The organism is Dyadobacter sp. CY351 (assembly GCF_021502625.1).
Taxonomy (GTDB): domain Bacteria; phylum Bacteroidota; class Bacteroidia; order Cytophagales; family Spirosomataceae; genus Dyadobacter; species Dyadobacter chenhuakuii.
The window spans coordinates 20,311-44,039 of record NZ_JAKFFU010000003.1 but is presented as its reverse complement, the minus strand read 5'-3'; the positions used below and the strand labels follow the sequence as shown (position 1 = coordinate 44,039).

Here is a 23,729-nt window from a genome sequence, read left to right as displayed (position 1 = left end):
TTTGCCAAAGAAAACTTTTGCACAGTTCATTATCAGAACAGTGAGCAGTATATCAATTCATTAATCTAACATTTTAACTATCAGGAAATCATGTTGCTAAACAATCTGCATATCAATTACTATTTACGCTCGTCAAAAACCGAAGTTAAAAAAGGCATCCTGTACTGCCGTGTAAAGGTCGGCGGAACAATCCTTTTAACGTCCGTGACGAACGTTAAACTCAATGCCAACGAATGGGATCAAAAGAAGCAGCGTCCCAAAACAAACGCTGAGAACGGCGTAGTGTGCTTAATGTTCATCAATGAGATAAATAAAATCCTCAATCAGATTCACCTAGAATACGAAGCAAAGGGAAAGGTTCTAACAAAGTCAGAAGTCCGTGCTGCACTCAAAGGCGCTGATCACATAGCAAATGGAGTTATTACCAAGCATCCGACCTATCTAAACATCTTTGATTCGTTTCTCACAGATATGAAAAAGACCATAGGAACCGGTGTGGGATTATCGACCTACGAGCAATACAGGGGATACCGCCGCAATGCAAATGAAATATTAGAAAAACAAGATTTGCACGAAACGCCAATCAGGAACCTATCCGGGGAGGATATTTTAAATTTCCAAAAGTTGGCTACTTTGAGGTGGGCTAAATCAACTGTCATAAAGATGATGCCGACGATCAAAAAAATATTTGATTACGCCGTCGATATGAGATTAATAGCGGAAAACCCCGCACGGAACATAAAACGATTGAAAATAGCAGAGGGTGAAAAGACCATTCCTTTTTGGTTAGAGCCGAGCCAGCTAAAACAGTTCTCTGACATTGAACTAGACGAGAGAAAAAGCAGGTATCGGGATGCGTTCGTTTTTTGTTGCTGGACAGGACTAGCCATTGGAGACTATCTTTTAATGAATCCGGAGGATAGAGAAGCCAAAGTAGCAGCGAAACAAGCAGTCAACAAAATAGAGCCGGGTACATTGATTGAGTCGGAAGGCGTGTATATATTGAAAGGCCGCCGCCAGAAAACCGGAACATCTTTTCGTGTACCACTATTACCAGAACCTTTGAGAATCATTTCAAAATACGGCGGCAAGTTAGAGAATCTACCCTTTGACCTTCTCAGTAAAGATGTAGGAAAAATCATAAACGAAGTGGCTGGTCTAGTTGGGGTGAAAAAACAAATAACCTTCCACACAGCCAGAAAGACCATGGCGAATTATTTGCTTAACGTCCGTATGATAAACCCAGTTTACGTCCTCGAGATCATGGGCTGGAAGTCCATAGAAGAAGCCAATGCGTATGTAGTAGTTCAAGAATCGTCACTGATCCGGGCTCTATTTGGTGATAGACAACCCGGAGAAATTACTAGCGCAGCAGCCGACCACAAAGTAAAACGTATAGCGACGTACGTTAGTGAAGTGAGGAATGCTTAAAAACATAGTGCATAAAGATATTTTATCTATAAATCAACTCAAATACCGATTATTTATGCAAATAAATGAGGTTTTACTAGATAATCTCTATCGTTAATCGTATTTTTACATACAGACCGGGGTGAAGCCCGACACAAGAAATTCAACCAAAACAGAAAATTTTAAAGACAAATGAAAAAATTAGCATTTTTGCTTATCGGCCTTTGCTTTGCCTCGGTTTCAACATTCGCTCAAACAAAAGCGGTATCCTCGTTCATTTCAGAGTACAACGGCACTAAGATTGACACAGTTGTTAACGCTGGCGTAAAAAACCAAATCCTGAAAGCAACCCGCGGGGCTTCTGTTTTGAGTATTCAGGTAACGGCTACCAAAATTTCCGGTACTACCGCGGGCGTTGTTCGTGTTTTCGGATCAAATGATAAACAGGCATGGATACGCGTACAAGAAGCAGCAGCACTAGGCGCTGCCGATTCCCTTAACCTTGCAAACGTGGCAACACAAACAAAACTCTTTAAGGAACAACCGAGCAAGTTTCTATATTACAGAGTAGCAGTTACCGGATCGGGAACGCAATCAACGAAATTTATTACCACAGCCGTAGGAGCGCAGTAACTAAACGCTTTTAATCCAGAGCCGGGTGCGTATGCCTATGCGTCCATCCCCAATGTCACACATCCACAAATGCGCATCCACTCTGGATTAATGGCAAAGAAACTGATAGATAAACTAAATACGGGGCGGTAAATTGCCGCCTCACTATTTCCAGGACAGGGAGACTTTCAAAGGCAGGACAATGTTAGAATTTAGTAAAAAGCTACTTCATTCACTCACCAAATACCGACCGGCTATAATAGCGGGTTTTTTAGTTTATACGCCCCACGAAATAATTTATCAAATCTTCACACATGAGAAGCCTTTTTCTAAAATCAGTTCTAACAGTAGCGTGCATTGCTGCATTCAGTTTCACAGATGCTATCGAACCACCATATCCGCCAGCGGAATTTTATAGTGTTGGTAGTATGCTTAGAGTGGTAGCCAGAGGGGAAATCCGAACGCTGCCTAAGTCGCAATTGCAATTAGAATGTATTTGGGGAAAATCGGTAACTCTATCCGTAGGATCTCAACCTCTTTACATAATCAAGGACCATACAAGAGTGTCTGTCCCGGCTTCCACATCATTAGATGATCTTTGCTATAAATTGAATCCATTAATCATGGGGAATTGATCATGAAGAAACAGAAGCAGGCAAGGAAACTTTTCTTAGAATCAATTTCTAACGAGGCGCATATTAAAGCAACAATACTGATACCAAAGACAATCACCCACGAATGATTATCACGCAATCATAGACACCATTGATAACCCTTTCTTTATTGTCTGTGACTCTATTAAGATTGTTAACCTTTACCACGAACAACCGGGATACAAACCAAAGTATATTGGAAAGCTATTCGAATTTCAGGGACTACCGTTTGAATTAAAGAGCAGAATTGAAAACCTATACCTGGAAAGCCAGCCGAGGAATTTTATAATTTACTACGGCGATAAGACGCTAGTATTTACCGGCCTGATTGATAGCAACTTTGACACTTCCGGAAATAAAGTAAAAGTGCTTTGCAAACAAGATCAATTTGCGATAGAGACAATTTAAGAAGCAATGTCACACAAGCAGCCAGCAAGAATTTTTATCGGTAATCGGTTTCGTAAAACGATTGAGGTTAATAGCCTGCCAGTAGAGGGTGAGCTTATCAAAGACAAATCACTTAAAAAAGGAACATTCTATAAAGTTCATAATGTGGAGCTTGACGAAGAGGAATTAATATTTAACCTGCATTGCGCAGTATCAGAATAATGAATATAACAGCAACTATCATAGTACTAACCTTTATCTACTGCTATTCGGTAGGCTTCTGGTCAATGTTCCTTATTTACGGCGGTCACGAATTAGCGCCAGGGTTCTATAAAAGAATGTCCTACCTGATGTTCGTTCCTGGCATAAACACACTGGTATCACTATTCATTATCCTAACGAGTTGGGGTAAGCTAATGTCTGGACCCGGCCCGGACGAAATGACGAATTAAGATGGAAGAGCAAGACAAGCATCAAGGGCATGATGAAGAATTAGGTGTTAAATTATCCGTGAAGCAAATGCGCTTTATAGAGGAATACACCTTAGATTTCAACGCAACAGCAGCAGCAATTCGAGCGGGCTATTCTGAAAAATCCGCCCGGGCTATTGGTTGTGAGAACCTGACGAAACCTGACATTAAGGAAGCAATAAAAAAAAGGATAGATGAATTGAAGATGTCAGCTGATGAGGCGCTTTTGCGACTAGCGGAATTCGCCCGAGCTGACTTTACGCCATTTCTTATAATTGATGAGAATAACAATGTAACGGTTGATCTGACCAGCGAAGCAGCGCAACGACGGATGTATCTGATCAAAAAGATTAAACAAACAAAGCGTACGATTGGCGGGACTGATATAGTAGACGTAACAACGGAGATAGAGATTCACGACGCCAAAGACGCAGTTAAGTCAGTTCTGCAAGTTCACGGTAAGCTGATCGATAAGAGAGAGATTGATCACACATCTAAAGGGGAAAAAATAAACCCAACTATGATTGTGTTTACGAAAGGTAGCCGAGATAGTGGAAACTAAATTAAGCGAGAAATATGAAGACCTTTTTGCATGGCTTAGTGCAGACAAAAAAACTGATCTAGGACGCGTTCACACCGTCGTAATGACGGGTGGTAGGTTTTCACAGAAATCGTACGCTACGAGCCTATTTTCGTGCGTTGCAGCCAAAGATTATAACCATAGGGTTTTATACACACGATATACTTTAACATCCGCGCATGATTCAATTATTCCAGCTTTCACAAGCAAACTTGATTTACTTAATTCGAGGCCTTTATTTGATGTTAGGACGACAGAGATCAAAGGAAAGAAGAATGATAGCAAGATTGTATTTAAGGGAATTAAAACCAGTTCGGGAAACCTAACAGCTAATTTAAAATCGCTGGAAAACTTCTCAATGCTTTTAGTAGAAGAAGCCGAGGAAGTACCGGATTTTAAAACGTATGACAAGATAAGAAAGTCAATGCGTGCAATAGATGTAAGGAATCTAGGTGTATTAGTGCTCAATCCTGCATCAAAAGAACATTGGATATATAAGGAGTACTTCGAGAAAAGAGGCGTAGAAGAAGGTTTTAATGGCATTAAAGGAAATGTTCTTTACGTCCACACCTGCTATTTAGATGTTGAGCGCGAATACATACCAGACGATATTTGGGAAGAGTACGAAGAAAAGCGCAGAGCGTTTGAGCTTTACGATAGTTTAACTGAGGATCAAAAGAAGGAATGCGACCCGGAAATAGTAGCCGCTGCCAATTATTACAAACACGTTGTATATGGTGGATGGTTAGGGAAATCGGAAGGCGTTATCTATGAAAACTGGAAGTACGGTGACTTTCAGGAAGTCGGTCCGGTTTATTATGGGCAGGATTTCGGTTTCAGCAATGACCCTACTACGCTGGTAAAAGTATGCGTAGATAAGGCACAGAAGCGGATCTATTTAAAAGAGCTTCTTTATAAAACAAAGCTCACCACGTCGCAAATTATCGAGTTAGACAAAGCATTAGCGGGAACGGGTTTAATCATTGCAGACAGCGCCGAGCCGCGTTTAATATTTGAAGTACAAAAGGCAGGGATTAATATAAAGCCTGCCCAAAAGCCACCAGGTTCATTAACAGCAGGTATAAAGATGCTGGAAGACTTTACTATTATCGTTGATCCAGGCTCGTTAAATCTTGCAATAGAATTAAATAATTATATCTGGTTAGAAAAGAAATCCAAAACACCCATTGATAAGTTCAACCATTTACTAGACCCGAGCCGCTATGTTTTATACGCGGTATTAACAGCAACACAAAAAGGAGCCCGTGGAGGGTAATTAGATATAAATATGGGAGTATTAGATAATATTTGGAGAAAGCCAAAACTACCAACCGTTAAAAATCCGGTAGCTGTCGTTAGCCCTTATGCAACGCCGATGGAAATGATGTTTCGTTTTACCGGAGATAATCAGGTGGTTTGGTACGCAGACGGCGGTAGCAACCTAATAAAAAAAGGATTTCTAGAGAACCATGTAATCTATACCATCCAGGATTGGAAGTGTTCAAAAGTCGCATCCGTTCCACCGGTATTGTACCGGGTTAAAAACGCAAAGGCATATAAAAAATATCGGGCGCTGTTACAAAACCCGACAGATGAAAGCCTAATCCAAGCCCGGATTGAGAAGTATAAGGCTCTCGAAGAGATTGAGAACAGCGAGATAATGAACGTTATCAATCAACCAAATCCTTTGATGGGATGGTATCAATTCGCTTATGGTTACACGTTGTATAAGGATCAGGTTGGTGCAGCGTATTTTATGGCGGTAAGATCTGGAAGCGTTAACGATAAGACCAAAGGAAAGATTAAGCAAATGTTCCTACCGCCAGCGCATCATATGAGGATTATTTCAGGTGGACAATTTCAACCGATCAAAGAGTACTATTTACAGACAAGCCCAAGCGAGAAAATAGAGGCAGCGAATGTTTGCAGAATCGCGAACTTCTCGCCTCAATACGAAAATGAAACACAACACCTTTACGGATTATCTCGTCTACAAGCCGCTAAAAACATTCTATTGAAGTATGATGAAGGAACAACGGTGGAAGCCAATCTGCTTCAAAAAAGAGGCATCAGAGACATACTTTTCAGAAAGACCCCAGATACTGGAAACCCCGTAGACTCAGTAAATCAACAAGGAACTTTCGAGCAGTTCATGGAAACCCGCGACGTTTGGGAGCAAAGATTAGAGGAAACCACATCAGGCGGTATAATGGTGAGTGAGTCCGAATTAGGTTCTATCCGCGTCGGAATGTCGATTGGAGATTTGAAAATATTAGAATCTCAAAAGGTCACTAAGGAAGATCTTTGCGCAGCCTGGCACATCCACCCCATGGTAGTTGGGTATCAAGGTCAAACAACCTACACGAACTTCCCAGAAGCGCGTAAAATGGCAATTACGGATGCGGTAATACCAGAGCTCGAAGCATTGAAAGATGCACTCAATAATTGGTTTCTTCCATCATACGGTGAGGGCTATGTTATTGACTTTGATCTTGATTTCTTCTCAGAATTACAGGAAGACAAAAAAGCCAAAGCGGAGTGGTTAGATAAAATTCCGCTAAGTCCAAACGAGTACCGTACCGCTATGGGATGGGATGAAGACCCAGGAATCAACAGCAATAAAATAATGGTGAGAACGGGCAAGGTAATTCTGGATGATATAGGAATAGAAAGTTATCCTTCCGAGACAGAAGTAGACCCTGACTTAGTAGACTTACCATGACCGAAGCGGAGAAAATACAATACTGGAAGCGTTACGCCAGGCAAACGACCATTTACGAAAGATCGGGGGCCGTACATTTTCAGCTTGCTATCAATAAAACCATTAACCCGGTAATAAAGCACATTGCAGCGCATGGTGTAGAATCCGCTTTATTATCAATTGATATTCTGGTAGACCGTAAAATCATAGAACAGGCCTTTACTGATTTCTACGTTCACGTTGCCAAAAAACATAAACTTTGGGCGGATCAGGAATTAAAGCGCAGATTAGCAAGAAAGAAAGACCGCCTACCTACTGTAAATGTAGATGTTGCATCCGCTGATGCTGGTTTAGGGATTGGTTTTTTTAATCCTGAATGGCTACGAAAGCTTAAAAACCTTGTGTACGGCCTCAAAGCAGCGCAAAAGGTTACCCAGGTCACAAACACAATTAAGAAGAAGCTACGAGCCGTTTTAGGACGTGCCGTAAAAGAAGAAGTCAGGCCGAGCGTAATTGCAAAGCGTATCCAATCTGAAATGGACAGCGATAAATTCAGCGCCAGACGTTCAAAGGTTATCGCAAGAACCGAAGCAACTTACATTGCTAACCAGGCGGCTAAACAGTCAGCAATTGAAACAATGGAGTTGACAGGTTTAGTGCTTAAAAAGATTTGGATCGATACACGCGACGACCGCGTAAGGGATACTCATTGGATAAACCCCCACCCTATCGGCTTTAATGAAAAGTTCGTTGTCGGTGACTCATTAATGGATGTTCCCGGAGATCCAGACGGCGAAGCTAAGGAAGTTATTCAATGTAGATGTGCCGTCAGTTATATTCCTGCGGAAGATCACGAAGATATATTTCCGACAATATAATTAACAGAATACAGGCCTATTATAGTTTAAAGGACTGATCAAACTGTTACTAAATTTCACGATGTTAACGACCCAAGTCCTCTCTGTAGATTGAATCACATTGCTTCACCAGTATGAATTCGGCATTAGAAATACCGGGACTGAAAAGTAAGAGCAGGAGTTTGAATGCTTGTTGCCCTCATTGTTCCCATTTGAAATTAGAGACATCAAAATCAATATAACGAACGCCTTCCTGGTAAAATTCAGCACCAATTATCAAGTGGTTCGCTTTCTTAAGCTTTTTCAAAAATTTGGATTCTGAGCCGATAAAAACTAAATCAGAACTATGATCTGTACTCATCTCGAATGGGAAAGATTCGGCTTTATTCTCGTCAAACCGAACTTTCAATAAATTGGTGTCGGTAAAGCTATGAATGAATTGGCACTTAGAACATGACAGGATAACATCATTTCCATTACCCGCATTCCGGACTAGCAGTGTGAAACTAGTACCACCATTGTATGGGAAGTCGAAATCCAACGTGTTTGTTGACACAGTTTGAGCGGTTTTTTTCGGTGCAGATGTCATTCGGTCAATGTTTTCATTATAGGACCAATTGTCTGGCTTCGCATCACCATTGTCACTAGAATAATTACCGGGCGGAATATCAGCTACGTTAACATTGGATTCAACACTGGTTGATGGTCTGTTTTTTGATAACATTACTCCAATAATCCAGGCTCCAACAAAGAGCCATAATATTTTATACTCATACCACTTTTTTGATTTACGCTCAATCTGACTCATTGCTGTAAGGAGAAAATGTTTTTATTTTGAATAAGTTAATTCGCCAGGTATCTTTTTAGCCAGTAACAATAACCCCTGGAACGCTACGTCATTTTTAGTAATACCAGATCTTTCAAATGCAATCGGCTCGAAGGCAACAGTGTTAGCGCGTACCATCGATTGCATCATTAATTGGCCTTTCTGATCTAACCCCCACTCACCTGAATAGTACGCCTTTTTATCTTCAATGAATACAAACGGCTTTAATGCTGTGCCCGATCCGACCGATTTAGGTTCAGCGCTAATCTGCATTGATCCTTTATCAGATTTAACTACCCAGCCTTCGCGGGAGAATGATTTAGAAATGATGGTAAATAGACTGTCATCTGCCATTTCAGTTTGAATGACGATTTTCTTAGTGCCTTTGGGGATCTGCTGAAACTCGGACTTGCTTACCATGTATATAGGCGAACACGAAAACAAAGCACCAGTAATAAATAAGAGTAAAGCTTTTTTCATGTAACAGAGGATTTACAATTACTCAAATGTAATAATAATTCTAATACCAAAAATATTTAACAAATCAGCGAAACGTATATAGCAATACGTTAGGTTTTCTCATTAACAATTTTTATATTTACAGTGCGATTTTTGGGCACTTCATCAACATTTAATGTATATCTATAAATCACAGGGTCAGCCTTTGTCTATAAAGGATATTGATGTCAAAAATGGCATTATGACCGGTATATTGTCAGACTTCCATCAGAAGGATTCAGACGGTGATATTATCAAGTTTGGAGCCTATACAAAGACCATTCAAGAATGGGGACCGAAGTCAAACACACCCCGAATAAAGTGGTTAATCGACCATGACAAATCCCGCCTTCTAGGTAAGTTTCTGGTTTTAGAGGAAAGGCAGGAAGGCTTGTATTACGAAGGTAAAGTAGGCAAACACGCGGACGCTCAAGACTTTCTTTTAAAAGCGGAAGATGAGTTAATCAGTGAGCATTCAGTCTATATTAACCCTGTTAAACAATCATACAATAAGTCGGAAGACGCGAATATAATTACAGAGGTCAAGATGTGGGAAGGCTCTTCGCTTCACTGTTGGGGCGCTAATTCAGCCACTCCTTTTCTAGGCTTCAAATCAGAAGAAGAACTTATAGGGCAGTTCGCAAAACTTTACAAAGCCCTGCACCATGGTACGTACTCAGATGCCACCATGATTGAATTTCAAGAACAATATAATGCAATAGGGAAACTACTTAAATCAATGCAGCCGGACACGCCAGGTGAAACCACTGAGAAGAATCTAAGCCAGAGCCAAGATAAAAATCTGATAGAACTTTTCAAAAACACTTCATTAAATGGAATTGTCCACTGAACAACAAATTAAGACCCTTGCCGAGGATATCAATAAATCCATTAAAGGCCTGGAAGAAAAAGCGAAAGACGGCACAGACGCAGCCGCAAAGGTTAAGGAGCTTCAAACAGAGCTAGCAGTACTTCAAGGTTTGTCTAAAGAACAAATCGAACGAGTGGATGAAATCATTGTAAAGATGAATACCCCAGGCGGAGTGGGTAAAGCAGCAGGTATTGATCTTTCAGGAGATCTTGAAGAAAAGCTAAAATCCGGTATTGAAAATAAGAATTTCGATAACCGCTTCGAAACCGCGTCTCTTAGATGGGCTAATGGGCACAAAGGCGTATCCAAGGCGGTTGGAACAATTACCAGCGCTAACTTCACCTCCGACGGCACTACACCGACAGCGGTGAATCCTGACTACAGCCAAACGGTTGTTGGAACCTCACCGCGTAGAGTTCACATGCGTAACATCATTACGCAGACACCGATGAGCGGTGATTCTTTCCGCTACCCACAGTTAACAGGACACGGAGAAGGGGATTTTGGTATTCAAATCCCAGGTCAAGCGAAAAATCAGATTGAAGAAGATTATCAGGTAGTTATCCTGAACGCTCAAACAATCGCAGGTTACTACCGTGTTGCAAAACAAAACCTTGCCGACATTCCATGGTTAGCTCAATCACTTCTCACCGAAGGAACAGAACGCTACTTAAAAGCAGAGGATAAAGAAATCCTTTACGGCGTAGGTGGAGACAATGCAATTAAAGGTGTTAACCAATACGCAACGGCTTACGCTGGCGCTATGCCAGATATTTACCAAGCTCTTTTAAATCCAGCGATTGCTTTGATGGATGCAGACAAAGATCCGACAGGTATTCTTTTGCGCCCATCCGCTTACGGTCAACTTTTGACTTACAAAACTACAACCGGAGAGTATAACTCACCAATGTTGTTTTTGCCGAACCAGAATATGCCAATGAACATTGCAGGTGTGCCGATATACATGAGTACAGCGGTAGCAGCAAATCAAGTGTTTGTGGGTGACTGGAGTGCACAAAATATTCAAATCCGCGTTCGTGAAGGCTTATCTGTTGATTTTTCTTACGAAGATCAAGATAACTTTATCAAGAACTTGGTTACGATCCGTATCGAAGCACGTATCGGTCTACAAGTAAGCCAGCTTAACAGCTTTTACAAATTAGACCTTTCAGAAATAGCACCAATTGTGTAGTAGTAAATCGCCACAATCCGGTACATGAACAACTTGGAATAAATCACGTGAAACCTACCTCTTTTTAAGGGGTAGGTTCATTAAGTTTTCCAGTTTGCAATTGCCTGATTATCAACTACAAAAACATAGAAAAGAAATGCCAAAATTCAAATACAAGGTACTGAAAAACTTTAGGGATAGTCAAAACGACTATGCCTTTCACGGGACAGACGAGGAAATATTTTTACCTGTCCAACGCGCGGAAGAGCTAGCGAAACTTGGATATGTTGACAAGACTCCGATACCAGCAAAGACGAAGGACGCACCAGATAAAGCATCAGTTGACGGTGAATCAAACGCCGCCGTAAAATCTAAGATCGAAAAGGAATTCAAAGCCTAGTTAATGACATCCAGGGGTATTTCAATTAAAAAGCAGGTAGTAGACGGAGCACAAGAGCCGGTAACATTGGAAGAATTTAAATCTCATGTTCAGGTGAGCTATGAGTCACAAGACCAGCTATTAGAAACACTTCTAGTCTCAGCCAGGCAGCAAATAGAAAAATTCCTTTGCGTCTCATTGGTAGAAACACTGATCACCATACGATGGGAACAGTTAACCAGACAACCCCTACCCTATGGCCCTGTTAATGAGATTATCAGCGTTGCCGATAAGTCAGATACCACAATTGATTTAGGCGGTTACACACTGGAAGGTCAAATAGGTGATTTTATGAAGATAAAGGCGGACAGATCAGAACCAACGGTTATCACCTATCGAGCCGGTTATGGTGTCGATGCAACGGACGTGCCGGAAGATTTACGCTTGGCGATAATGAAAAAGGCAACAGATGACTTTGAATTTAGGACCGGAACACCATTATCAGGAGCAGTAGAGACAAGTTTGCCTAACAACTGGAGAAGCACATGCCAACCTTACAGAAGGATTTCATGGATAGCATAAACCCAGGGCAATTACGGGAGCCGATTACATTTTATGATTTAATCAAAAGTCCGACTCCCACAGGCGGAACAACTGCGGTAGAAACATACTACTTCGATACGTTCGCAAGGGTTAAGCCAATGAAGGCCTACACCGTCTTCCTTGATCAGAAGCTTGTGATGATTCAAAGGTACTCTGTTATTATCCGCTACGATCCAGAATATGAATTAAAGCCCGATATGAAGTTGACGTATAATAGTAAACGTTATCTAATCAGTAACATATTGGAAGTAGACACAAGAAAACGATTTGTGAACTTCATCATTACCAAAGCAGGTAAATGAAAGTAGAATTGGGCGGCGTAGATGGATTTAACGTCACGCTGGAAGTATTTAATAAGTCGCTAAGAAGTTTGATTTGGAAGGAAGTCGCCGGTGCCGCATTACGAACAGAAGCACTAGCAAAATTACGATGCCAACCAAACCCCGAAGACAACGGTGATGCTGAATTGTCAGCAGATATTGCCGCCGTAAAACAAAGCATAAACCACACACTAGACGAATCCACCCTTACCGCGAGAGTCTTTGCCGGGAACACAGCGAAAGATCACTGTGCCGCCTATTTAGAGTTCGGAACAGGTGATGCAGCGGCTAGGTATGTAAAGACCTTACCATTTGAATTTGAAGCTCTTGCATGGCAATTCTACGTGAACGGTAAAGGAACAATGAGGGAGCATCCCTTTCTAGTTCCAACTTATTTGCAGGAGGGAAAACGATTCGTAGAGAAGCTAAAAGGATTAAAGCCCAGGATTCAATGAAAGACCCAACGAAGCCCCTTATGATAGGTTATAACACGCTTTTAAGTGGTATAACTGTAAGCGGTCGAGAGGTCGGATACTACCGCCTACAAGCGCCCTATCCTGCCAAAAATCCCATGATTGTCTTAACAGGTTTTTTGGCTTTGAACGACAATACAAGAAACACTTTCAAGTGTGACGCAACGGTTGATCTGATGATCATTACAAGTTTTGAAGGTGACTTTGGAAACGGTGAATTGGCCGACGATATAGCAAACGAAGTACTCCAAAGAGTCATTCCAGAGCCTGGAAAATCAGGAGTTTCAGCAGCCGGTTTTACCGTCGCAAGCGCCACATGCAGAGGGATTAAAGACTATCAGTACAACCGGGACGACCGTACTGTTTACGAAAAGCGAATTACAATCGAGCATTTGATTTACCAAATATAATTACACTTCATCAATAAATAGTTATGGCAAAGTTCAATGGATCACTATTGAAAATGTTTGTTGCTGGTGCGCCAGACAAAGAAATTAAAGACACGCGTGATATTTCCATCACCGTAAACACAGCGGAGATAGATGTTACTACCCGCGACTCCGGCGGCTGGAAAGAGTACTTAGGTGGCGTTCGATCCTGGACTGGCAAAGCCACTGGCATTGTCGATTGGGCTACTACATCCGGTAAGGTTTCATTCGGTGAATTGATCGCCTACGACATTGCACGCGCACCGGTAGCTATCGAGTTTAGCACCCTTGCAACCGGCGATGTAAGCTATGCAGGAAATGGATATTTCACTAACGTAACATTCTCAGCACCACACGAAGGAGAGGTTACATGGAATGCCGATGTAATCGGAACAGGTGCATTAGTACCCGCAGCAATTGCATAATTAAATCGAAGTCATGGATAAGCTAATAGGCTACTCGACAATCAATGTCGCAGGTAAAGAAATACCGTTAAAGTTTGGATGTTATGCAGTTAATGAACTGACGAAGCATTATAAAATCTCACTATCTCAGATATACAGTGAGCTATTTACAACTATTGAAATAGACGGCAAAAAACTGCCAACCCCCAAAGACTTTTTTGATTTTACAGCGGTAATGCTTTGGGCTGGCGCTGATTACATGAGCAGAAAGGAAGGCGGCTCAGGATATACTGTCTACGATGCATTCGACTGGATAGACGAGCTGGGTATTTCGCACCCTGACCTAATTAATGCTTACGGTCAATTCTTCAAAGCGGTTGAAAACGGGGGCGTACCAATGAAGGAGCCCCTATTCGATGATAAAGACAAAAAGCAAAAAAAAAGTCGAGCTCTGGCTTAACCTACGATGAATTGCTAAGAACAGCTATAAGGGACTTAAATATCTCTTATAGCGAATTCTGTGATAAAACCCTTTACGAGATCACACTCGAGTTGGAAGGATTTAACGGTAGATGGGAGGAAGAATGGAGACGTTTCCGACTAATAGGAACCTTGATATACAACGCCAATTCACCGGAGCAAGTACAAGCATATCAACTCCTCCCCCTGCCCTCTGACAGAGAGAAAATCGAAATGGATGATTTCGTAGCAGCTAGCAAGTTCGCCGCCGAGATCGAGAAGGAAAAAAGTAAAAGTAAATCCTAAATGGAATCATCTAGTAAGGGGCCGGAATTACAAGTCCAGTACACCGCCGACGTATCAGGACTCGAAAAAGGATCTGATAAAGCAAAGAAGGTTATACAAGGCGTATCGGAAGAGACAAAAAAATCCGGTAAGGCCTTCGATGATTTCGGTGGAACGATAGATAAAGTTTCCGGTATAATGGGCGGGACGCTTGCTACTGCTGCATTAGCGGTAGCGACTGCCATCTATGATGCCAACGAGCAGGTAGAGAACATGGAGAAATCTTTAAGGATTTCATCCGGTACTCAGCAAAACTACGAAGAGAATTCAAAGTCACTCCAAACCATTGCGGATAAGTACAGTAAAAGCATTTTTACCCTTACCGCTGGATATAACGCCCTGACCAGGGAGACAAGGAACACTGTAAACGAAGGCGCACCCACTGCCGCTATATTCGATACGCTCACTTCTGTTTCTGGTAAATTAGGTGTTAGTATTGATGAATCAACAGGCGAGTTTACCTCTTTCATTGACAAGATGAAGGAAGGCACCGTGGATTCAAAAGGCCTTTCCACAGAATTAGACCACAGATTATACGATTCATTTGTAAAGGTTGCCGGTTCAATGGGAATCACAACTGAAGAACTTAACAAGGTTCTCAAAGCAAGTGAGGAAGCAGTTAGCACCATCTTACCTCAATTGGCCGAAGAGCTGGGAAAGTCATTAGGTGATATTCCACAGCAAGACGCAACCGATTTAGGTAATAACATTGAATTCGCACGCAGTAAACTAACCCTTCTTTTAGATGGTCTTTACCAGACCGCAGGTGGGAAAGGAGCCTTAGCAGAAGCAGCCCTAGACGCTGGTAATTTCCTGGATGTTCTCAATAAAATTCAGCGGGAACACGGCATAGGCGCAGCTGTAGGGGCATCAATTGTAAAAGCCGGAACAGGTCTAGCAAACGGAATCATGCCAGGTCTAAACCTGGAAACTGACCCTTTCGGCTATCGTCGTCAAATGGAGGCGGAGCAGCAACGCGCAGCTATTGCAGGAGCTACCAAAGGGATTACAGGATGGAATCAGCCCACCGCCGGATCACCCTACAAACTCCCTTCAAAAATCACGAAGGAAGATTACAACATAGCCGCGAAAGCGTTTGAGATCAGGAAAACCGAAGAGGAAAAAGCGAATAGAAAGTTAATCGCAGAGCAAAAGCGACTAGCAGGAGAAAGGAAACGCGCACAAGATGAAATTAACCGCCGGGAGATTTACGAATCTAACCTGAGAATCAAAGAAGGTATAGTAGCCGCAGAAGCAGCCGTAGAACTCAAATACCGTAAGTTCAACGGAGTTCTAGGCACGATGGGGCAAGCTAGCCCAACCGGAAGTAAAGAAATTTTCAAAGGCTACGAAGGAACAAACAAATTTGCGCTTACTAATCCTGTTTCAGGTGGTGGTGGGTCTACTACAAATTTCGATCACATTACCCAACAGATTAACGAAATGACCGCCGCATGGTGGAAAGAGAAGATAGCTAAGGACGCATCAGCAGCATCCACTAATGATCTTGCTATCAGTCTCGAAGACCTCGAAGACGATATTTCAGCAATTATAGACCAAGGTAAAGTTGAGTTGTTTTCGGGAATTGGCGAGGCACTTGGAGCACTGACCGTAGATGCAGGTGGATTAGAAGACGCAGGCGCTAAAATAACCCGGATTATGGGTGATATGGTGTCACAAATCGGTAAAGCCATTATAGCCTACGCATTGACAATGGACGGTTTAAAGAAGGCCTTAAAGGTTGCATTTAAAAATCCATACGTAGCATTAGCAGTCGGTATTGCAGCAGTAGCAGCAGGTGCCGCACTAAGAGCAACAGCAAATAAAAAATCAGAAGACGCAGCAAGAGGGATGTACACTGGTGGTATTGTCGAAGGCCCCGCAGGAGTCGATTTAGTCCCCACCAGACTATCAAAAGGCGAGATCGTAATGAATAGTACCCAACAGAATAGACTTTGGGGATTCATCAACGGCACAAACACCGGCTCGATAAACCAATCCAAATACGGAAGCGGAAGCGGATCTATCACGATAGACGTGCAAATGCAATCAGTTCTTAAAGGCGCTGATATAGAAACTTCATCAAGAAAGGCGACACGCCGAGAAAACTTCTACAGATAAAAAATGGCATACGGGTTAAAATGGTTTTCGGAATTTGCAGACGAAGGAGCAAGAGGCGTAGCCCCAGGTGAGTATATAGTAGAAATATTAGAAAGAAATTACGCAGGAGCGCCCATACAAGTTCTATCCGGAGGCACACCATTTAAAGCGTCCACTACAAACGTAGATAATCCTTTTGATGCAATCCGCGCAACAAAATTTACAGTAGAATGGATCACCGAAGAAGGGGAAAACCCTTTCGATATAAAAGAACTTTTCCTTAATGATGATAAACAATATCAAATCCGTTTATCTAAATACAATGAAGAGGCAGAGGCGGAGCCCATCTATTATGGATATATTGCCCCTACTAACGTTGAGGAACCCTTTGAAGCGCCCCCCTACCCGGTAACGTTTACCGCTACTTGTGGCTTACCTTTTCTTCGCGATGATTACTTTTTAGACGGTTTCGGATCTTTTGTTACTGGTAAAGTATCCCTTATAAAGGTCATTGCAAACTGTTTAACGTCTACAGGTTATTCCTTACCTATACACACATACGTTAACCTATTTGAACAGGCAGCAGGGTTTAATCCTGATAGCCCGTTTAAGTTAGCAGAAATTGACGCTGACGGTTTGCGAGGTATGAAAGCTATGGAAGTATTGGAAGGTATTTTAAATGCCTTTAATGCCTTTATAGTACAATCAAATGGTGCATGGGTAATCAAAAGTCTTAAAGACCAAAAGGTTACAAACGGATACTTACGCTCATTTAATGCAAATGGAGATAGTACCGGGATGCAGGTAGTAGATCAGCACGCAAGTATTGGCCGCACGCCTTACGCTTCAAATATTCCTAACCTACGCCCGATGAAAGGGGCGACGGAAAGTATTGCGGAGCGTAACTCAATAGCTACTAATAGTGTACACCCGGGGATAGCCGTAAACCGCTTGCCGAATGGAGCTTTTGAGGGGCCGTTAATAGGCGGCAATCTGCCTGGTTGGAATATCAATCTAAACGGCGGATTAGACGGCGGAGCGGTAGCCGCAGGATGGACTAGGAGCGGCTCAAATAGCCCAACAGATCCATATAAAATGGATATCACCGGCGCACTTCCGACACCATACCGGCCAGCTTTTCCGCAGAAGCAAATGAGGATGCAGGGATTCATTGAATTGATCCCTGGAAACTTCCCCAATAAAGACGCAGACCCTTTTAAATATAAAGTTGTTTTTTCAGGAGCTTTTAGAGCCTCAGACATTTCGTTCTTTCAGTTATTCGTAAGACTTAACGAGGGAAGGGAAGACAGGAAAGTTCACGCCTACATGGATAATACAGGCAAGTGGACAAACAGCAAAAAAAACAACAAAGACAATGTTTATGTAAAGATAACCCCGGATGTTCCAGTAGATTTCCCGACCTCAAATAGTTTCGAGGACGCGCAGTTACAAACTTTCGAGATTACTTCACAGCCAATTACCAACATGCTCAAACGTGATGGCATGGCGGTTGTACGGCTATACTTTGACATTTGTGCACCCCAGGTAATGGTGGGCGCTCAAAACGCCGTTGAAATGGATACGATTATACCCCGGACTACGTGGGAGGATTTTGCTATCTGTATTACTACTGAGACCATTTATGAAGGCGACCACAAGTATAGGGTAGATTCGCAATTAGATGTTAGAAACCCAAACCCAACAGATTACACTACAATCATTGCCGATAAGATAGGCATTGAAACTCCAGAGCAGAGAAGAGCAATTAACCGCGTTATGACCGGTTACATGACGCGTTTAGATGGGTCATTAACCGAAGGATGGAAAAGGTTTCCAGGCGGCGCTACTGATCCCTCAGATGATGTTTACGAACCTATACAAAAGAAATCCCTAAGAGAAAGGATACGCTTACTTTGTGGTAAGAGAAGAGTTTTAAACGGATCTTTCAAAGGGTACGGTATGCGACCGGATCATACTGTATTTAGCCGCTATGATGACCCCGCAGACCCGCAAACATTCTATACTATTAATGCCTGGACTTGGGATGTAAAGAAGCGCCAGTACGAACTAACATTATCTGAGCTCATCTTTGATGCGATACCTAACGAGATAATAGATGTAGTGGGCGACGAAAACGGACGCCGGGGAAACCGTATGTACGGAGGTGCAGGCGGAAGTCAGCAAATCGGAGGAAGTGGAACGCCAGTAGATCCGCCACTAGAAATTTATGTAGATGATGAATTAATCCCTACATTATATTACACCGTTGGACAGCAAGAAATAAAGGTAGTAGATTTAGCCGCAGCACTAGGCCCGGAATACACCGCCGCTGAGCTTGCAGCCATTCCAACGCATTATACTGATTGGGTTTCCTATGTCGCTGTTGATCGAGGCGAGGAAGAGCAAGATATGCAAATCCAAATCACGGCCAAGCCCACAAAGGCCGGAACGGATAGAGTATTGATTGAATTGATCAGCCAAAGCGGAGCAGATAGACTTGTCATAATAAACTTGGTAGCACTTCCAGCTACAAAAGTAACTTACAACTTGCTTGACATGACGGCTGGCGGGGCGGTCGATGGCGCTCTTCCTGGGGTTTACCAATTAAAAGACCTTTGGGACTTAACCGCTAAAATAGCCGGGCCGCATGACTGGTATCAGATGACGCTTATCGGCGGCGGCGATACGGGTGATGCTATCAATGAAACAGTAAACGCGGCGGTACTTGAAACCGAAGTTGGTACTTATCAATTCTTCGGAAGTGGCATAGAAACACCGGCCGGGCAGTTTCGGCTGTTTGTGACGACTGCATTAGGCGAACAGATTGTAAGCCGTCAGAATATCACATTTACGCTTTACGACGAGGAATATCTTAACAAGTTAAAATTCTTTCTTACAGCTGGTGGCGGTGATATTGGTGAGATCGCAGCGGACGGATCAAGTAAATTTATAAAGCCTGGCGCACTTAATATCAAAGCGCTTGCGGACGACGTAAACCACGATAACGCTGTAATAACGCTTTATCAAAATGAGGTTGCACTTGCAAGTAAAACCTATCCATTAGGTGCTGATTCTCTTACTGGAAATTATCTTGTTTACGACACTGATACGGAACTTGCAGCGGGTTTTTATAACGTTGAGATCGTTCTTAGCCTGGACGGCGAAGAAGTACTTGTCAGGTACGCAGACTTCACGATTAACGAAGAAGAGCCTGAGGCAACAGAGAATGTATTAAAGATAGGTTCAGCTAACGCCGGGAAGACCAATTTTACCTTAATGGGTACGCTTGCCGGATCTGGTAACGTATTCCCTTTACCTGCTTCTGGTTGGAGTGTTTGGAATGATTCGGTTTCAGAGCCTTACGATTGGGAAGGATTTGATTTCTATCAATTCAAAGGCGGTAGTCTAATCCCTATCAACACGCAGTCTTACGGTGTTTCTCCGGTTCAAACATATCCAGGCGAGGTTACTTTCTCTGATCATTACCTGTTTGGAACAAAAAACAGCAAGCAGATAGACAGTATTCACGCTGACGAAACCGCTTTCCGGGTTATTCACACCCGTAGGGCTGGTGGTGCAGGTGGAAAGTTGGTTGCAAGCAGCACAGCAGACTTCTCGTTTGGGGTTGAAATACCAATAGACGACGCCCCAATTAGCGAACCGGGTGGCGGATTGGCTGATTATATTGCCGGGGCGGGTATGTCTGAGATCACCGAGGATTATATTAAAAGATTCGACGTAAACGTTGACAGTGTAGGAATAGAGATATTCGAACCCGAATCTCCTAATGATCCCGAAACGGCAGGCTTAAATCATCTACGTTTAAAAGCAAAAGGTGTTAAGTACGCCAATATTCAGGATATGCCAGCCAAAACGGTTCTGGGTAATCCTACCACGGCAACGGGGACGCCAACGGCTATACCGATCACTAAACTAGGCGTAGAACCTGATCCTGGCGACATCCCTACGGTAGATTATATTGAGGATCTTTTAGAAGACTATATCAACGGGACGGAGAACTTTCTTTCCATGTTTGGAACTGGTGGACACACTCTCGTTGATAGTGCTGTTAGACAATCAGGGCTCAAAATAGGTATCGGGAAAACGCCGAACTACAGTTTGGATGTTTTAGGTATATCAGCAGCAGGGCAGTTCGTATCAGGCATAGAGCCGGGCTCGCCTCCTATGGTCGTGCAAAGCAACACTAAGGTGCTTAACTTTCATGCTGATTATGTAGGAAGAAATGTAATCGCAGGAACAGGTTTAACAGGTGGAGGGATACTAACAGCAGATAGAACGCTTGCTTTTGACACTGTGTGGGGTGATGCTCGTTATGCTGCCAAAACGTTTGTCCCTACCCTTCAATCTGTCTTAACGGCAGGTAATACGGCAATAAACCAAACCATGTCTATTCAAGGCCCGGCAGGATCCTTGAATTACATATCGAGGTTCGGTTATAATGATGGATGGTTAGAAATTCTTAGCGGGACTTCTTTCGCAGAGAGTTTCTTACCTACGATAAGAGGCACTGCCTCGGTTAGTACATCTTATGGCTTAGGTATAATCGGCCAGGGGCAAGACTCATACACCCAGGCAGCAATACTTTTGTCAGGTAGAAATACATCTGGGACAGGGACTATCACCGGGAAGGTTCTATCTGTTCGTAACTATACAACAGAAGTATTTTCTGTCGATGCAACCGGCAACTCGGCAGCGACAGGGGTTATAACTGCTATCGTAGGAAACTCTACACAATGGAGCGAGGCGTATAGTTGGGGTAATTACGCGCTTAAAAGTGTCGTGGCTGGTAACGGGTTAACAGGCGGTGGAGGTTTAGCAACTAATCCAGTTTTAACACTTGGCACGCCTTCTACCATCACTAACGCAACCACGAACTCGGTAACAAGCACCAGTCATACGCACGCTATTACTACGGGCGATTTGGTCATGGGTGACAATATGTCGTCATCCGGAACTTTAACAGGTCGTTTAGTGGGGGCTGGTAATGTGGTTATTGCATGTAACACCATACCCTGGGTTGACATCACGAGCAAACCTACCACTCTGTTAGGCTTCGGTATTACCGACGCATATACTAAGGCTAATATCGACTCCGGACTTAACGGGAAAGAGAATGTCTTCTCCAAAGGAGACTTGATTATGGGCGATAACATGTCATCATCCGGTACGCTCACAGGACGGCTTGTTGGTGCGGGTAATGTTGTTATTGCGTGTAACACGATGCCATGGAATGACATAACCGGTAAGCCTACAACGATTGCAGGATACGGTATTACAGATGTATACACAAAGAATCAAGTAGACATTGAGATTGCTGGCCGGGCACAAGCAGAACATACGCACACATCCGACGAGATACTAAACTTCCCTGAGCAAGTGAGGTTGCAGCTTTCCGCTGGTACAGGGATAACGTTCAATCAGACAACAGGCGTAATAAGCGCAACAGGTAGTGCTGGGCCAGTAGGCGTAGGAACACAAGCTCAAAGAAGAGCTACTAGCGGATTGGGGAAACTATGGGTACAGACTGATGGGGGAACTTATGGTGCGGGGCTGTATTATTTTTATACTGTTGGTGGTATTGATGCCTGGATACGGCTAAGTGAGGATTCTGTTGACTACACTTTCACCGGTGGAGGAGCGTAATACTTAGCATATGATTTAGTAATGATGCATAAAAAAGGGGCTTCTGGCCCCTGATTTATATAATTAATCTCCGTCCATGTACTCCTCTGAAAATACTATTTTAAAGTCCCTTAGATCTCAAGATTTAAAACAAATTACCTACTGATTCGCCAAGTCCAACAGTGTTTCTCATAGTCTAACCTGACTATCGGCTTCATTTTCTCAATTTTTCTGATTTGCGCAAGGAATTCCAGTTTTTCTCTGGCGGTTAGCTGAATGTAGTCCCTTACTGCCAATAATATATTTCTGGTCATAGGGAGGTGAGATATTGAGCCTGTTATATCCCATTAAACTTCCTAAAAATTATTCGGAGATGCGCACCGCGTCCAATATTCAATGATAACCCTTATTGTTTCTGTCAGTTCATTTACAGAGTTGGGCTTAACAAAAAAGCCTTGTGCGGAAATACTGTACGCTTCGATAACCACTTGCTGATTTAAAGCGGTAGAAAAGAAAAGGTAAGGGATGCACTTCAAACTTATATCGGCATCCGTTTTAAGTTTTTCCCGAAGTTGAAACCCATTTAGCTGCGGCATATTTATGTCTGAAAGAACAAGAAAAGGAACTGTCGTTGGAAGATGGAGATAGTCCAACGCTGCCTGACCATCTGAAAAATAAACTCGTTTATTGGGGTAATCAAGTGTCTTGAACACTTCTTCTAGCAAAAATTGGTCGTCTGGATCGTCCTCTATGATCACTATTTCACCATTCTTGTTCATAAGCAAGCACAAATTGAGTTTAAGTGCAATCTAGCAAAACTTTGCCAGTCTATCGCCTTGTCCCAACCCATAGATAGTTTCCGTAATATATAATCGCCAACCAGCTTCCGTTGTCAAAGATCTGTCGACTTGCTGGCATACTGATTCGTATGGATGCCTATAAATCTCGTTTTAATGGAATTTTAAATTTAGAGAATAGTTCTCGCCTCCTTTGATCTGCCCGCCTTATCGCGTCAGACGCATCCTTACCCCAGTAGGTTCCGCCAACACCCCATTCTTTATTTGGGTTTTTAATCTCCTCTTTTCGCATGGCAACAACGTGTTCTGCCTGATCGTCAAAGTCTGGCTCATCAAAGCTTTTACCCAACATATCCCAAGGGTCAAACAGATATCCGTCCCTATGCATAGAGATCTTATATGGAGTATTTCCATTTTTTACCTGGTTCGAGTATTTATCCACCTCAATTTCGCACTTATCAGCGTCAATTTCTTTAATGCTAACGCCACCTTCAATGAATTTGCCAAGACGGCCAGCAAGCGTTTCGGCAACGGACTGGTCGCTAAAAGCCGCTACGGGTGTCTCTTGTTCATCTTCTCCTGAGTAAAGAATGTGAACGGTTTTAATATTGGTCTCCATAAATTACAAAATGGGTAGGGTGACTGACTATAAATCGTAAAGAATGACGAATGGTAAATCTAGGTGCATCATGAGACCATCGTTCAAGATTTCGCTAGCTCTGAAAGATTTTAAAAATAAATA

The 23,729-nt window shown here is 42.7% G+C and carries 22 protein-coding genes; 18 read left to right on the top strand and 4 right to left on the bottom strand.

Annotated elements, in window-relative coordinates:
* Nucleotides 1-90: 90 nt before the first annotated feature.
* From L0660_RS05745 to L0660_RS05715, 7 genes are all read left to right on the top strand, one after another.
* Nucleotides 91-1,431 (top strand): tyrosine-type recombinase/integrase, encoded by a 1,341-nt coding sequence (locus L0660_RS05745; protein WP_235158548.1) that lies wholly within the window; start codon nucleotides 91-93, stop codon nucleotides 1,429-1,431.
* Nucleotides 1,432-1,602: 171 nt separating this feature from the next.
* Entirely contained in the window at nucleotides 1,603-2,043 is a 441-nt protein-coding gene (locus tag L0660_RS05740; protein ID WP_235158547.1) for a hypothetical protein, read from the top strand.
* A 1,046-nt stretch (nucleotides 2,044-3,089) separates the two neighbouring features.
* A complete protein-coding gene (locus L0660_RS05735) occupies nucleotides 3,090-3,284 on the top strand; it encodes a hypothetical protein (RefSeq protein WP_235158546.1) in 195 nt (64 codons plus the stop codon).
* 231 nt (nucleotides 3,285-3,515) lie between these two features.
* On the top strand, nucleotides 3,516-4,094 hold the full coding sequence (locus L0660_RS05730; protein WP_235158545.1) for a terminase small subunit: 579 nt from the start codon (nucleotides 3,516-3,518) through the stop codon (nucleotides 4,092-4,094).
* Complete coding sequence (locus L0660_RS05725; RefSeq protein WP_235158544.1) at nucleotides 4,084-5,388, top strand: PBSX family phage terminase large subunit; 1,305 nt, start codon at nucleotides 4,084-4,086, stop codon at nucleotides 5,386-5,388. Before L0660_RS05730 ends, L0660_RS05725 begins: the two co-directional genes overlap by 11 nt.
* Nucleotides 5,389-5,400: 12 nt before the next feature.
* Entirely contained in the window at nucleotides 5,401-6,834 is a 1,434-nt protein-coding gene (locus L0660_RS05720; RefSeq protein ID WP_235158543.1) for a phage portal protein, read from the top strand.
* Entirely contained in the window at nucleotides 6,831-7,691 is an 861-nt protein-coding gene (locus L0660_RS05715) for a phage minor head protein (protein WP_235158542.1), read from the top strand. Before L0660_RS05720 ends, L0660_RS05715 begins: the two co-directional genes overlap by 4 nt.
* Nucleotides 7,692-7,869: 178 nt before the next feature.
* On the opposite strand, the gene L0660_RS05710 is transcribed toward L0660_RS05715, so the two are convergent.
* Nucleotides 7,870-8,478 carry a hypothetical protein gene (locus L0660_RS05710; protein WP_235158541.1) on the bottom strand — a complete coding sequence of 203 codons (609 nt, stop codon included), beginning with the start codon at nucleotides 8,476-8,478 and terminating at the stop codon, nucleotides 7,870-7,872.
* Between the two features lie 21 nt (nucleotides 8,479-8,499).
* Entirely contained in the window at nucleotides 8,500-8,976 is a 477-nt protein-coding gene (locus tag L0660_RS05705; RefSeq protein WP_235158540.1) for a hypothetical protein, read from the bottom strand.
* A 154-nt stretch (nucleotides 8,977-9,130) separates the two neighbouring features.
* Here L0660_RS05705 and L0660_RS05700 point away from each other — a divergent pair, with 154 nt between their 5' ends.
* The 11 genes from L0660_RS05700 to L0660_RS05655 all read left to right on the top strand — a co-directional run bounded on the left by L0660_RS05700 (nucleotide 9,131) and on the right by L0660_RS05655 (nucleotide 22,211).
* The gene (locus L0660_RS05700; protein WP_235158539.1) at nucleotides 9,131-9,844 is read left to right on the top strand and encodes an HK97 family phage prohead protease; all 714 of its coding nucleotides are present in this window, start codon (nucleotides 9,131-9,133) and stop codon (nucleotides 9,842-9,844) included.
* A complete protein-coding gene (locus L0660_RS05695; RefSeq protein WP_235158538.1) occupies nucleotides 9,828-11,057 on the top strand; it encodes a phage major capsid protein in 1,230 nt (409 codons plus the stop codon). The genes L0660_RS05700 and L0660_RS05695 overlap by 17 nt, the downstream gene beginning before the upstream one ends.
* 136 nt (nucleotides 11,058-11,193) lie before the next feature.
* Nucleotides 11,194-11,436 carry a hypothetical protein gene (locus L0660_RS05690; protein WP_235158537.1) on the top strand — a complete coding sequence of 81 codons (243 nt, stop codon included), beginning with the start codon at nucleotides 11,194-11,196 and terminating at the stop codon, nucleotides 11,434-11,436.
* A gap of 3 nt (nucleotides 11,437-11,439) precedes the next feature.
* Nucleotides 11,440-11,997 carry a phage head-tail connector protein gene (locus tag L0660_RS05685; protein ID WP_235158536.1) on the top strand — a complete coding sequence of 186 codons (558 nt, stop codon included), beginning with the start codon at nucleotides 11,440-11,442 and terminating at the stop codon, nucleotides 11,995-11,997.
* On the top strand, nucleotides 11,961-12,320 hold the full coding sequence (locus L0660_RS26285) for a head-tail adaptor protein (RefSeq protein ID WP_409013384.1): 360 nt from the start codon (nucleotides 11,961-11,963) through the stop codon (nucleotides 12,318-12,320). Before L0660_RS05685 ends, L0660_RS26285 begins: the two co-directional genes overlap by 37 nt.
* A complete protein-coding gene (locus tag L0660_RS05680; RefSeq protein ID WP_235158535.1) occupies nucleotides 12,317-12,793 on the top strand; it encodes a hypothetical protein in 477 nt (158 codons plus the stop codon). The genes L0660_RS26285 and L0660_RS05680 overlap by 4 nt, the downstream gene beginning before the upstream one ends.
* A complete protein-coding gene (locus L0660_RS05675) occupies nucleotides 12,790-13,221 on the top strand; it encodes a hypothetical protein (protein ID WP_235158534.1) in 432 nt (143 codons plus the stop codon). The genes L0660_RS05680 and L0660_RS05675 overlap by 4 nt, the downstream gene beginning before the upstream one ends.
* A gap of 23 nt (nucleotides 13,222-13,244) precedes the next feature.
* The gene (locus L0660_RS05670) at nucleotides 13,245-13,664 is read left to right on the top strand and encodes a phage tail tube protein (protein ID WP_235158533.1); all 420 of its coding nucleotides are present in this window, start codon (nucleotides 13,245-13,247) and stop codon (nucleotides 13,662-13,664) included.
* 13 nt (nucleotides 13,665-13,677) lie between these two features.
* A complete protein-coding gene (locus tag L0660_RS05665; RefSeq protein ID WP_235158532.1) occupies nucleotides 13,678-14,103 on the top strand; it encodes a hypothetical protein in 426 nt (141 codons plus the stop codon).
* Nucleotides 14,104-14,408: 305 nt separating this feature from the next.
* Entirely contained in the window at nucleotides 14,409-16,568 is a 2,160-nt protein-coding gene (locus L0660_RS05660) for a hypothetical protein (RefSeq protein ID WP_235158531.1), read from the top strand.
* A 3-nt stretch (nucleotides 16,569-16,571) separates the two neighbouring features.
* Nucleotides 16,572-22,211, top strand: a complete 5,640-nt coding sequence (locus L0660_RS05655) for a hypothetical protein (protein WP_235158530.1) — start codon at nucleotides 16,572-16,574, stop codon at nucleotides 22,209-22,211.
* A 335-nt stretch (nucleotides 22,212-22,546) separates the two neighbouring features.
* Here the strand turns inward: L0660_RS05655 and L0660_RS05650 are convergent, their stop codons facing one another.
* Nucleotides 22,547-22,969 carry a response regulator gene (locus tag L0660_RS05650; RefSeq protein WP_235158529.1) on the bottom strand — a complete coding sequence of 141 codons (423 nt, stop codon included), beginning with the start codon at nucleotides 22,967-22,969 and terminating at the stop codon, nucleotides 22,547-22,549.
* Between the two features lie 157 nt (nucleotides 22,970-23,126).
* Nucleotides 23,127-23,606 (bottom strand): hypothetical protein, encoded by a 480-nt coding sequence (locus L0660_RS05645; RefSeq protein ID WP_235158528.1) that lies wholly within the window; start codon nucleotides 23,604-23,606, stop codon nucleotides 23,127-23,129.
* Nucleotides 23,607-23,729: the final 123 nt, after the last annotated feature.

Excerpts from the sequence above, each read along its gene's own strand:
- L0660_RS05730 (WP_235158545.1), top strand. The coding sequence starts at position 3,516 with ATGGAAGAGCAAGACAAGCATCAAGGGCATGATGAAGAATTAGGTGTT.
- L0660_RS05720 (WP_235158543.1), top strand. The coding sequence starts at position 5,401 with ATGGGAGTATTAGATAATATTTGGAGAAAGCCAAAACTACCAACCGTT.
- L0660_RS05665 (WP_235158532.1), top strand. The coding sequence starts at position 13,678 with ATGGATAAGCTAATAGGCTACTCGACAATCAATGTCGCAGGTAAAGAA.
- L0660_RS05700 (WP_235158539.1), top strand. The coding sequence starts at position 9,131 with ATGTATATCTATAAATCACAGGGTCAGCCTTTGTCTATAAAGGATATT.
- L0660_RS05675 (WP_235158534.1), top strand. The coding sequence starts at position 12,790 with ATGAAAGACCCAACGAAGCCCCTTATGATAGGTTATAACACGCTTTTA.
- L0660_RS05670 (WP_235158533.1), top strand. The coding sequence starts at position 13,245 with ATGGCAAAGTTCAATGGATCACTATTGAAAATGTTTGTTGCTGGTGCG.
- L0660_RS05695 (WP_235158538.1), top strand. The coding sequence starts at position 9,828 with ATGGAATTGTCCACTGAACAACAAATTAAGACCCTTGCCGAGGATATC.
- L0660_RS05735 (WP_235158546.1), top strand. The coding sequence starts at position 3,090 with ATGTCACACAAGCAGCCAGCAAGAATTTTTATCGGTAATCGGTTTCGT.
- L0660_RS05710 (WP_235158541.1), bottom strand. The coding sequence starts at position 8,478 with ATGAGTCAGATTGAGCGTAAATCAAAAAAGTGGTATGAGTATAAAATA.
- L0660_RS05715 (WP_235158542.1), top strand. The coding sequence starts at position 6,831 with ATGACCGAAGCGGAGAAAATACAATACTGGAAGCGTTACGCCAGGCAA.
- L0660_RS05660 (WP_235158531.1), top strand. The coding sequence starts at position 14,409 with ATGGAATCATCTAGTAAGGGGCCGGAATTACAAGTCCAGTACACCGCC.
- L0660_RS05645 (WP_235158528.1), bottom strand. The coding sequence starts at position 23,606 with ATGGAGACCAATATTAAAACCGTTCACATTCTTTACTCAGGAGAAGAT.
- L0660_RS05655 (WP_235158530.1), top strand. The coding sequence starts at position 16,572 with ATGGCATACGGGTTAAAATGGTTTTCGGAATTTGCAGACGAAGGAGCA.
- L0660_RS05650 (WP_235158529.1), bottom strand. The coding sequence starts at position 22,969 with ATGAACAAGAATGGTGAAATAGTGATCATAGAGGACGATCCAGACGAC.
- L0660_RS05745 (WP_235158548.1), top strand. The coding sequence starts at position 91 with ATGTTGCTAAACAATCTGCATATCAATTACTATTTACGCTCGTCAAAA.
- L0660_RS26285 (WP_409013384.1), top strand. The coding sequence starts at position 11,961 with ATGCCAACCTTACAGAAGGATTTCATGGATAGCATAAACCCAGGGCAA.
- L0660_RS05705 (WP_235158540.1), bottom strand. The coding sequence starts at position 8,976 with ATGAAAAAAGCTTTACTCTTATTTATTACTGGTGCTTTGTTTTCGTGT.
- L0660_RS05690 (WP_235158537.1), top strand. The coding sequence starts at position 11,194 with ATGCCAAAATTCAAATACAAGGTACTGAAAAACTTTAGGGATAGTCAA.
- L0660_RS05740 (WP_235158547.1), top strand. The coding sequence starts at position 1,603 with ATGAAAAAATTAGCATTTTTGCTTATCGGCCTTTGCTTTGCCTCGGTT.
- L0660_RS05680 (WP_235158535.1), top strand. The coding sequence starts at position 12,317 with ATGAAAGTAGAATTGGGCGGCGTAGATGGATTTAACGTCACGCTGGAA.
- L0660_RS05685 (WP_235158536.1), top strand. The coding sequence starts at position 11,440 with ATGACATCCAGGGGTATTTCAATTAAAAAGCAGGTAGTAGACGGAGCA.